Origin of the sequence: Nostoc sp. ChiSLP03a (assembly GCF_034531215.2) — a bacterium.
In the GTDB taxonomy this organism is placed as follows: domain Bacteria; phylum Cyanobacteriota; class Cyanobacteriia; order Cyanobacteriales; family Nostocaceae; genus Nostoc.
This window is the reverse complement of the sequence record NZ_JAVRBQ020000162.1, coordinates 18,941-29,739: the sequence shown is the minus strand read 5'-3', so window position 1 is coordinate 29,739 and position 10,799 is coordinate 18,941. Positions and strand designations below refer to the sequence as shown.

11 protein-coding genes are annotated in these 10,799 nt (G+C 39.7%); 5 read left to right on the top strand and 6 right to left on the bottom strand.

Going from position 1 to position 10,799, the window contains the following annotated elements:
• Nucleotides 1-312: 312 nt before the first annotated feature.
• A complete protein-coding gene (locus tag RMY32_RS27690) occupies nt 313-543 on the bottom strand; it encodes a hypothetical protein (protein ID WP_322710736.1) in 231 nt (76 codons plus the stop codon).
• Between RMY32_RS27690 and RMY32_RS27685 the strand changes: the two genes are divergently transcribed.
• The 3 genes from RMY32_RS27685 (at nt 543) to RMY32_RS27675 (ending at nt 1,882) form a co-directional block, all read left to right on the top strand.
• Complete coding sequence (locus RMY32_RS27685) at nt 543-812, top strand: hypothetical protein (RefSeq protein ID WP_322710735.1); 270 nt, start codon at nt 543-545, stop codon at nt 810-812. The genes RMY32_RS27690 and RMY32_RS27685 overlap by 1 nt on opposite strands.
• Entirely contained in the window at nt 809-1,267 is a 459-nt protein-coding gene (locus tag RMY32_RS27680; RefSeq protein WP_322710734.1) for a type II toxin-antitoxin system VapC family toxin, read from the top strand. Before RMY32_RS27685 ends, RMY32_RS27680 begins: the two co-directional genes overlap by 4 nt.
• Nucleotides 1,268-1,435: 168 nt before the next feature.
• Complete coding sequence (locus tag RMY32_RS27675) at nt 1,436-1,882, top strand: thioesterase family protein (RefSeq protein WP_322710733.1); 447 nt, start codon at nt 1,436-1,438, stop codon at nt 1,880-1,882.
• Here RMY32_RS27675 and RMY32_RS27670 read toward each other — a convergent pair.
• The 3 genes from RMY32_RS27670 to menA all read right to left on the bottom strand — a co-directional run bounded on the left by RMY32_RS27670 (nt 1,875) and on the right by menA (nt 5,345).
• Complete coding sequence (locus tag RMY32_RS27670) at nt 1,875-3,269, bottom strand: 2-succinylbenzoate--CoA ligase (protein WP_322710732.1); 1,395 nt, start codon at nt 3,267-3,269, stop codon at nt 1,875-1,877. The genes RMY32_RS27675 and RMY32_RS27670 overlap by 8 nt on opposite strands.
• Nucleotides 3,254-4,252: an o-succinylbenzoate synthase gene (locus RMY32_RS27665; RefSeq protein WP_322710731.1), complete on the bottom strand. Its 999-nt coding sequence runs from the start codon at nt 4,250-4,252 to the stop codon at nt 3,254-3,256. Before RMY32_RS27665 ends, RMY32_RS27670 begins: the two co-directional genes overlap by 16 nt.
• 196 nt (nt 4,253-4,448) lie before the next feature.
• The gene (gene menA / locus RMY32_RS27660) at nt 4,449-5,345 is read right to left on the bottom strand and encodes a 2-carboxy-1,4-naphthoquinone phytyltransferase (protein ID WP_322710730.1); all 897 of its coding nucleotides are present in this window, start codon (nt 5,343-5,345) and stop codon (nt 4,449-4,451) included.
• A gap of 310 nt (nt 5,346-5,655) precedes the next feature.
• Here menA and RMY32_RS27655 point away from each other — a divergent pair, with 310 nt between their 5' ends.
• Entirely contained in the window at nt 5,656-7,071 is a 1,416-nt protein-coding gene (locus RMY32_RS27655; protein WP_322710729.1) for an isochorismate synthase, read from the top strand.
• 247 nt (nt 7,072-7,318) lie between these two features.
• A complete protein-coding gene (locus RMY32_RS27650) occupies nt 7,319-7,873 on the top strand; it encodes a hemerythrin HHE cation-binding protein (RefSeq protein ID WP_322710728.1) in 555 nt (184 codons plus the stop codon).
• Between the two features lie 447 nt (nt 7,874-8,320).
• Here the strand turns inward: RMY32_RS27650 and RMY32_RS27645 are convergent, their stop codons facing one another.
• Together RMY32_RS27645 and RMY32_RS27640 are read right to left on the bottom strand one after the other, a co-directional pair.
• Complete coding sequence (locus RMY32_RS27645; protein ID WP_322710727.1) at nt 8,321-9,271, bottom strand: L-lactate dehydrogenase; 951 nt, start codon at nt 9,269-9,271, stop codon at nt 8,321-8,323.
• 202 nt (nt 9,272-9,473) lie between these two features.
• Complete coding sequence (locus tag RMY32_RS27640; protein ID WP_322710726.1) at nt 9,474-10,781, bottom strand: glutamate-5-semialdehyde dehydrogenase; 1,308 nt, start codon at nt 10,779-10,781, stop codon at nt 9,474-9,476.
• Between the last annotated feature and the right edge of the window lie 18 nt (nt 10,782-10,799).

Genomic DNA, 10,799 nt, shown 5'->3' with positions numbered 1-10,799 from the left:
TTCTCTTCTTTACAAGCTTTACGCGAGCGCATCCAAGAAATCTTCGACCAACTCACATTTGAGCAGGTAATTTCTGTCTCTTCTTATAACTTTATCTTGGAAGCTCTATTCTATGCAGCTTCATATTAATTTGGTATCAGATAAATAACTACAAAAGAAAATTGCCACATTGAACTCAGTCAAGCTACTGAGGCATCGCAATGCTAGAAACACTAATTCCTCTGGTTATAAATAAGTCTGTTGAAGTTGTTGTTGGAATACTGCTGGAAAAGTTTTGTAAATGGCTACTGAGTGATGCAAATATCAAAAGTGCTAACAACTTTCTGAAAATGCAGATTTTTGTACTTTATCTTGATTGGGTTTTACGAAAAACATCACTAAAATCTCTGTCAGAGGAATCAGAAGAAAAGGATTAAGAAACAGGTGGGTAGTAGAGATAATAAAGCGATCGCACCCACAAACCACAGGCGATCGCTCCCTAACCTCTCCCTCTACTGCCATCGTGCTACCATTACCAATAAATTCTTTTGGGAGGTCAATCAATGGCTACCATTCATGCGCTCAATATACCTGATGAGTTATACGAACAACTACAACACTTAGCTAAAGCTGAAAATAACTCAATTGATGCTCAAGTTATTACAATCTTGCAGAACGCTTTGCAGGCAAAAACACAGCCAACGGAAGAGGAAAGGCGAAAAAATGTCCCAAAACTCCTAGAGGAAATTAGTCGTCAGCGCCGCCGATTGAATCCAGCAGACTTTGGATTACCTAATAGTACTGAACTAATTCGAGAAGACCGCGATAGATGAGCAATCCTCTTAGATGCGTGGTAGATACCAGCGTGTGCATCAAGTATTTTATTGCTGACCCACTAAGTGCCAAAGTTAATCAACTCTTCGGTCATCTCGCCAATCCACAGACAGAAATTTTTGTTCCAGACCTTTTTTACATTGAGTGTGCTAACACGTTCTGGAAGTATGTTCGTGCAAAGATGTACACTGCTGCTGAGGTTCAGACAGATTTAGCTACTCTGAAAGCTTTTCCGTTGCGTGTTGTTTCAACGGCTGATTTGATGGCGGATGCAGTTACTATAAGCTTGAGTTATGGAACTTCTACCTACGATGCTTCTTATGTTGCACTTTCACAGCAGGTAGGTGCTAATTTGCTGACTCTTGACGGTAAGCTGGTGAAAGCAATAGCCGCTTCGTCTTACAATGTTTCCTGGTTTAATGACTTTGAGGTTCCGCCATTGGAGTCAATGTAGAAGCGATCGCCTTTCCTCACCCCAAAGCATTAGATAAGACTAAACATCTTGATACAAACTCAGAATTGGGAGAATAGAATTTTTCTCACCGATTTACTTAGTTGCAATAAAATTAGTTTGTAGAGTAGGCAATAATCCTGCTGTTTTTTTTATATTCAATTGTCAAAAATGCCTTTTACTTATAACCGCACGGTTCGTTTTCAAGATACTGATGCTGCTGGGGTAGTTTATTTTGCTAATGTTTTGGGTATTTGCCATGAAGCTTATGAAGAATCTTTAGAAGCATCAAATATTAATCTCAAAGATTTTTTTACTAATCCTTCTGTAGCTTTCCCCATTGTTCATGCTAGTGTAGATTTTTTGCGCCCTATGTTTAGCGGGGATAAGTTACTGATTAGTTTAATTCCCCAAAAAATAGGTGTTGATAAGTTTGAAATTACTTATGAAATTACTGTGGCTGAGGTGGTAGTTGCTAAGGCTATTACTCGCCATGTTTGTATTGATGTGAGTAGTAGAAGTAAGCAGGAATTACCTGATGAGATAGTTCAGTGGTTGGAGACGAACCGCAGAGACGCAGAGGACGCAGAGAGAAGAAGGGCGAGAGAGATTATGTGATGGAATTTTGGAGGAATTCTGTGGCTATTTGTTGTAACTGTTGGCGGTTAATTTTACCTTGGGAGTTGCGGGGTAAGTTTTGCTGGGGAATCCAATATTTAGGGATTTTAAATTTGCTGAGTTTGTCTTTGAGTAGGGTTTGGATTTTTAAGGCAGAGGTATCTGATTTTTTGGGAATATAAATCGCTGTTAAAGCTTGTCCCCAGTGTTTATCTGGGATACCGATGACACAAATATCGGCAACCATTTGAGTTGATTGTATAGCTGATTCAATCTCTACTGGGTAAATATTTTCGCCACCTGTAATAATTTTGTTGCTATTACGTCCGACTATATTTAAATGTCCTTGTTCGTCTAAAAAGCCTAAATCATCTACTTGGAAATCAGTTTGATTTTCTCTGGTTATCGGATAGTAACCAAGGGCTAAAGATTGAGCATAAATGGTGATATTTCCTATTTGATTGGAATCTAAAATTTCGCCTTGCTGATTGCGAATAGTTACTTTTGCATGGGGAAGAATTTGACCGCTGCTAATTTTACCGTCGAGAAAATCATCTGGTTTGAGGGTAGCAATTTGAGAGGCGGTTTCTGTCATACCATAAGTAGGTGCTAACCGGATGCGATGAAATCTGGCTTTTTCTAGTAATTCGTTCCATGCTGGCGCACCTCCCAAAAGTACTGTATTAAATTGGGATAGCCATTCAGTTAATTCTGGATTTTCTAGAAGGCGTTGTAACTGTGTTGGTACTAAAGATATAAAAAAATCTGATTGTTTAATATTGAATATCTGACCTGTTTCTACTGCTTTGAAGGGTAGAATAGCTAGTTTACCTCCAGTAGTGAAAGAGCGCATAAATTGCATTAAACCGCTCACGTGATACAGGGGTAATATGCAAAAAGAATTGACTTGCTTTAGTTGAAAGTATTCTGTAAATCCTTGTACTGATGCTGTGAGAGTTTCCCAAGTATGGATGGCAAATTTAATCTGCCCCGATGAACCACCTGTGGGAATCATAATCAGTGGGCATGGGGCATTGGGCATTGGGCATTGGTAATTATTTCCATTCCCTATTCCCCATTCCCTATTCCCCATTCCCAAAATAATATTTGGCTGTACTAAATCAAAGACTTGTTGCCATTCTTGTGTTCCCCAATCGGGGTTACAAAGGAAAACTGGACAATTAGCTGCACAAGCAGCAATAAAAATTGCTAAAAATCGTAATGGTTCGCGTTCAGCTAAGATTATTTTTGGTGGTGTTCCACATTCTGATAGTTGTGTTAGTTCTAAATATAATTCTTGAGCTATTTGATTAAATTGATGGCGATCATAACCGATTAGCCAATCATTTTGAGCTAGCTTATTAAGACACTCTAAAGGTCGTTCCATAAAGTTTGAAAGCAGGTATCTTTTTGTTCAAAAAAATGGTCGATGCCAAAACCAATCGCTCTATTGTTTTGGGATAATTCCGCTGCTAGTTTGAGTGCTGTAAGTCTAGCGATCGCAGTTTCAAATACTGACGAAAATACAGTATCAATTTGATGCTGGTGGCAAAACTTTCTCAGACGAGATGGCGATCCAACTATCCCAGGCTTGATAACAAAAATCCCTCGCCAACCTTGTTGATAACAGGCGGCGAGTTGTCCAAGTGTGGCAACAGATTCATCTAAAGCGATCGCAGTTTCATAACTCATACTCAATTCCAACATCTGCTGAAATTGCTCTACGGGTAGCGGTTGTTCGATAAATTCAATTTCTAGGGGTAGTTCTGGATTTGCCTTGAGATTATCGCAAGTCCGCAGCCATAAGTTAGCTTCTTCATAACTGAGTCCACCGTTGGCATCTAATCGTAGTTTGGTAAAGGCTGGTAAGGTGTGTATCAGTGACTCAAAAATTTTTAATTCATCAGCGATCGCATCCACACCAATTTTCCATTTAAATGTGCGATATCCCTGCTGCCATAAAGTCTCCCATTGATTTAAAGCCGCTTCCCCAGATGGTAATAAGCCGCTATAGCGCAAGGAGTGAAGCATCGAGGATAAATTTAAATTCTTCTCCTCTGCTCCCTTGCTCCCCTGCTCCCACGCTGACTCAAAGCCAAATTGACAAGCAGGTAACTCATCTGGGATGGAGAAAATTATCTCGTCTGTGATTTCTTCTGGGAGTTGGCGACAAAAGTCTAAGGCTTGTTCTAGGGTTTCGCAACCAAACCAACTAATAGGGGCGATTTCTCCCCAGCCGATTTTACCTGATTCATCGGTGAGACGGAGGATAATACCTTCACGAATATCCCACTTACCATGATTAGTAGTCAGCGATCGCAAAAATCTTCGCTGATATGGACGAAATTCAAATCTGTAGTCATTTGTCATTTGTCATTGGTCATTTGTCATTTGTCATTTGTCATTAGACCTCTTGCAAAAAGCACTTTTGCAAGAGGTGGGAAAAGGTTAAAGGGGAAAGGGAAAATACCCAACCTTTCCCCCTTTCCCGTTCCCCTTTTCCCGACAAATGCCAAGAAGTCTATTTTTTCTCTGTTTCAATGTCCCATTCCCAATGCCCAATGCCCTAGAGAATAAATCCCAATCCAAACAGCAAGCAAGCCCAGAAATGCACGGCTACGGCAATGAATTTACAGTTACTAACTTTGTCGGGGTAGTTGTGATTTTCTTGAACGTGGCGACATAATTTGACAGCAAAGGGCAAACTTACCCAACTCAGTAATGTCCAAACTGGAGAAATCCCCAATAGTACAAATAGCAAGGTGAGGGGATAAATGCTACCAGTAAACCAAACTAGGAGTTGCGCCCCTTTTGCTGTTCCAAGACGGACAATAGGCGATCGCTTGCCTGCGGCTATGTCATCCTTAACTTGGTGAAAGTGTGAGCATAACAAAATTAAGGTTGTGGCAATCCCAACAATTACTGAAGCTGCTAAACTTGTCATTGACCAAGTTTGGGTTTGGCTGTAATATGCTGCCTCCACTGCTAAGGGGCCAAAGGCAAAAAAGCAAATAATCTCGCCTAAACCCTGATATCCTAAGCGAAAGGGAGGCCCTTGGTAGGTGTAGCCTAAACCGCAGCACAGCAAAATTATACTGATAACAGTTAGGTCATGTTGCCAAAAGGCGATCGCTAGTATGCCCAGCAACCCCAAACCTAAACACAAATTTCCTATCCAAAATATCAATGGCTTATTGCCTGTTAAGTTCACCAGAGAATGGTGCTTATTTTCATCGATACCTGTTTCAGAATCAAACACATCATTACTGATATTTTCCCAGGCAAGAATTAAGATTGCCGCAGCTACAAAAGTAGAAAATACTACACCATTGAAAATTTTAGTTTCGGCAAATGCTACTGCTGTTCCCACCCAAATGGGCATAATAGCAACGCTATACATTGGCGGTTTAATCGCTGCCATCCATAACTTAGTGTTGGGATATAAAATTTGGTTGGTAGTCATTAGTTGTGATTAATTAAATTACTGGAATATTACTCACACTTGAGATTTTAGGATTTCAAGAGACGCTAGATATGGGTGATATACAAACAACTGTCACTTTTACTATGGCTTGTTAACTTTGTGTTGTTAACACTCAACTTCACGTTGCAGTCTCAGGCTGAAACTGTCTTATCATAGTCTGAGAACACCACAAATAAGCCAAACCCTACGCTGGTGAAATAGCAACTTAATATGTTACCTGTAAAAATACGACCACGATTAATTACACTTTAGGAAGTTAACTTAAAAAAAATTTACTATCGTTAAATCCATGACAGTTTTACCATGTCGTAGCAACTTCTTTGTAAAGCACAAAGATTTATATCAATTTCTGGTAGCAGTGCAAGAAAAGTGCGTCAAAAATGATTGCAAACAAATTGTCAGTATCTCCCAAGAAATCGATTTAGTTGACCCTTTACTTGTATTGGATAAACTTACACAAGCAAATGAAATAAATTTTTACTTTGAGGACAGAGGTAAAGGAGAAGCGATCGCAGCAATTGATGCTATAGCAAAATTACAGATTGATGGCTCAGACCGTTTTAGTCAAACAGAATATTTTATCAAATCTTGTCTAAAAAATATAATTAATTTTGGTAACGCAAACCAACCTTTTTCTGGGCCTCACTTTTTTTGTTATTTCAGCTTTTTTGATAAAAACGCCCAAGTAGATTATCCATTTCCATCTGCTACCATTTTTCTTCCATGTTGGCAAGTAGCCGTAAAAAATCAGCGTTGCATATTAGTAACAAATATAATTATCAATGCAAATGTAAATATTGAAAGATTATTGGAGAAGATTCAAAATAAAATTGAATTTATCCAATCTTTAGAAAATTACTCTGCTAATATTGATTATTTTCCGAAAAACTTATATAAAAAATCTGTCACCAACTCTGCTCAATTTAAACGTTCAGTAGTATCTGTTTTGGAAAAAATTCGGTCTACCCATTTAAGTAAGATTGTCCTAGCAGATATATTAGATGTAAAATCAAGCAATCACTTTAGCTTAGTTAAATCATTAACTAATCTTAGACAAAATCATCCTAATTGTTATATTTTTTCTACAAGTAATGGCAAAGGACAAAATTTTATTGGTGCAAGTCCAGAAAGATTAATTAGTATTAATAATCAACAGTTAATTACTGATGCTTTAGCTGGTTCTGCACCACGAGGTAAAACCCCTGCTGAAGATGCAGCTAATGCCAATAGCTTACTAAATAGTGAAAAAGAAAAGCACGAACATTCACTAGTGCTTGATTTTATAACTCAACGTCTATTTCAGTTAGGTTTATCACCGCAAATATTAGCACCCCGATTGCGACAATTATCGAATATCCAGCATTTATGGACACCAATCAGTGCTATGGTTCCCACTGACATACACCCATTAAAGATTGTCGGACAATTGCATCCTACACCAGCCGTTGCAGGTGCAGCGCGAGATGTTGCTTGTGCGGAAATTCGTTGTTATGAAAGCTTCGAGAGAGGTTTGTATGCTGCACCTCTGGGTTGGATAGATTCTCAGGGTAACTGCGAGTTTATTGTGGGAATTCGTTCAGCATTGATTGATGGCGATCGCGCGAGATTGTATGCTGGTGCTGGTATCGTGGCTGGCTCCGATCCTGACAAAGAGTTTGCAGAGGTGCAGCTGAAACTTCAGGCGTTATTGAAAGCGTTAGTTTAAAGTTAATTACTAATCTTGTATGCCAACGTTCGCGTAGCGTCCCGCAGGGAAGCATTACAAGATTGCAGACCACAGAGACAGAAATTGATGCAGTTATACATCACTACTGTTTATACTAAACATACTTACCAAACTTGATATAAATCTTTCTAAGGAGGGACGGACTTACTCAAACCTCACGAGAATATAGAAAAAGTGAGGAGAGCTTGTCATAACCAATAAAACCTGTAGTCTGGAGTTAATAATAATGGCTGATGTGACAAATATAGCGACTAAGCTTGCTGATCTAAAGCTTTTTCAGAATGTTCTGTTGGAAAGTGAGCAAAAATTAATAGAACAGACGGACGACAATACGATTTGCGAGCGGCTCGAAAAAATGATAAGCAGCGATCGCGAAAATTTCGGCATCATCGAAGCAGTTATTTCTAAATACGGTAACGCAGCAGAACCTCGCGACATTACTCAACAACATGCTCAGAAGGTAAGCCAAATGATGAGCGGCTCCGAGCTAACTCTGTATGATAAGTACTTACAGCTTGAGTTGTTAAAGCATCAACAGACAATGACTGGGCTGGTTCTACACAAGGTTGCCCAGTCCTTGAATGATGATCTTCAAGATTTGATGGAACCGCTCAACCGAGTTAATTTTGAAAATCGTGCTCACCAAGAGATTCTTAAAGGCGTTCTTTACTTCGTCGGAACGCGAGAGATAGCTGGTAAGGAACCTGACATGGGTCTGTGGGCTAGCATTGAACAGGGAATTGCAGCCCTTAAGGGTGTTGTAAGCAGCGCTGTAAACTAGTGTAAATCAGTGGCGGAGGGCGCGTCATTCATGGAAGTTAAAAAACGTACTACTACTTCACGTAAAGCCGCGCCAAAAACTGCTTAATTTGTGATTTTTCTACTTTTTTGCTTTGGTTGTTCTCAACTCAGCTTCTGTGAGTTATTTTGTGCTTCTTAGTCTAAAGTCCAGTTTTAAAACCTCGTTTCCAGCCTCTGACTGAAAATGCTTCTCATTGGGCTGCTTGTCGCAAGTCAAGAGGCAGCGCCCACCATCAGGCATTCCCAGTCTGCGACTGGGAACGAAACAATGATGATCGCGCCAGATTGTATGCTGGTGATGGTATTGTGGCTGGCTCCGATCCTGACAAAGAGTTTGCAGAGGTGCAGCTTAAACTTCAAGCTTTACTGAAAGCGTTAGTTTGACATTCAAAAAAGGACGTTTTTAAACAGACTATTTGAGTTGATTTTAATTATCCAAAGAATTGTAGGCTTCATTCAGTTTGGTGGCTGACTCTTCTAATAAGCGTTGTTCATGAGGATTTCTTGGTAACACCAGTTGGCGCTCAATACCTTGGGAGCTAATGATACATGGAAGTCCAAGAACAACTTCACTACCAACTCCATAGTTAGAATCTGCTCTGGCGGATACTGGAAATATCTGCTTTTCATCTCGTAGGATGGTCTCAACTAACTGACAAACTACTATTGATATGCCATAGCTAGTATTTCCTTTACGTTCAGAAATGTTATAACCTCGCTTACGGGTTAACTCTGCGTACTCTTGCTGAATTTCTTCCAGCGTTGCTCCTTGTGGTATGGGAAATTCAGCTAACGGAATTCCCCCAATAAATGCACTAGACCAAACGACAAACTCACTGTCTCCATGCTCTCCAATCACATAAACACGAACATCTTGTTTACTAACATTCAGTCGCTTACCAAGTTGATATCTCAGTCTAGCAGTATCAAGAACGGTTCCTGAACCGAAAATTAGGTTTTCTGCTCTAGTGGAACTGGCGATCGCAATCCGCGTTAGTACATCCACTGGATTGCTAACAATAAGTACGATCGAATTCGGTGCAACTCGATCCAATTCTTTTATTGTTGAACGCACGATCTCTGCATTATCGCTCAATATATCTAATCGGCTTTGTCCTTCTTTTTGCTGCACCCCAACAGTCACAACAATAATATCAGAACCCGCTAAATCTTCATACTGATTTGATGGTATAATCTCCATGTCTTTAAGTAGGGGAATGGTGTCTTCAATATCCCATGCTTGCCCCTCAGCTTTTGATAAAGTTCGATCAAAAAGGACAACTGTTATACATTTACCAAGTAGCACTAAATCATTTGCTATATTTGCACCCACATTACCCGCACCAATAATACCGACCTTGGATATTTTGTTACTCATGCCAAATCTATTTTTTTGTAACTGACCCGATAGGTTAATGTTAACTCCGAACTAACCCTTTCGAGTCAAGATTTTTGAAGCGATCGCTTTGTCTCAAAGAACAGATTATCTTTACCTAGATACCCTAGATCCCCGAATTTTCAAATAAGTCGGGAATCTAACTTTTCACGACTTATTTAGAATTGCTATATGTGAGAATCTTTTACACTAAATCCTGATGAGTAAAAGCTTTAGCATTCGCCCCGGTGTAAGTAGCTACAATATGACCATCGCCAGTCATTTGATATTTGTATGTGACTAATCCTTCTAAACCAACGGGGCCGCGGGGAGGCATTTGTTGCGTACTAATTCCGACTTCTGCGCCAAAACCATAACGGAAACCATCAGCAAATCGGGTAGAACAATTGTGGAATATATTGGCTGAATTTACTAGTCCAAAGAAAGTTTCCACAGATGTTGAATCTTCAGTAATAATGGCATCGGTATGACGAGAACCATATTCGTTAATATGAGCGATCGCATCTTCTATAGAATCTACAATCTTTATCGATAAAATAAAATCGCTGTATTCTGTTTCCCAATCTATCTCTGTTGCAGGTACGATGTTAGGTAAAATTTTCAAGGTGCGTCGATCGCCTCTTAATTCTACATGGCGTTCTTGCAAAGCCTCAGCAACTTTCGGTAAAAATTCTCCCGCAATTGATTGGTGAACTAGCAAAGTTTCAATTGCATTACAAACAGCCGCATATTGCGCTTTCGCATCAACGGTAATCGGAACTGCTTTAGAAATATCGGCGGCTTTATCTATATAAAGATGACAAATTCCGTCGGCGTGACCTAGTACCGGAATGCGCGTATTTTCCTGGACAAATCTGACAAAGGAATTAGAACCTCTAGGAATAATTAAATCTACATATTTATCTAATTTCAAAAGTTCTAGAGTTTCTTCTCTAGTTGTGAGCAACTGCACTGCATCAGGGTTAACAGCAGTTTGCGATAATCCTTGTTTAATTGCCTTAACTATTGCTTCACAAGAACGTACTGCTTCCTTTCCACATTTAAGAATTACACCATTTCCCGATTTGATTGCTAACGAAACAATTTGAATCGCTGCTTCTGGACGTGCTTCAAAAATAATCCCCAAAACACCTAAAGGACAAGTAATCCGCTTCAGAATTAAGCCAGTGTCAAGTTCGCGGTGAATCTGCACTTTACCAATTGGATCGGCTAGCTTACCAACATCTCGGACTCCAACGATCGCATCTCTTAATTTATGTTCATCCAACTCCAAGCGTTTATAAAGTGGTTGGGAAATTCCTTCAGCAGTAGCAGCTTTACAATCAGCAACATTTGCTTGTAAAATTTCATCTCTAGCTGATTCTAAAGCTTGGGCGATCGCCACAAGTGCCTGATTTTTTGCCTCAGTGGAGAGAATCGCTAGCTTACTTGCAGCTTGGCGAGTTTGTCCGGCGATCGCAATTAGGGGAGAAGCAATATCAAAAATAGTCATAGTACAAATCTTTACTTT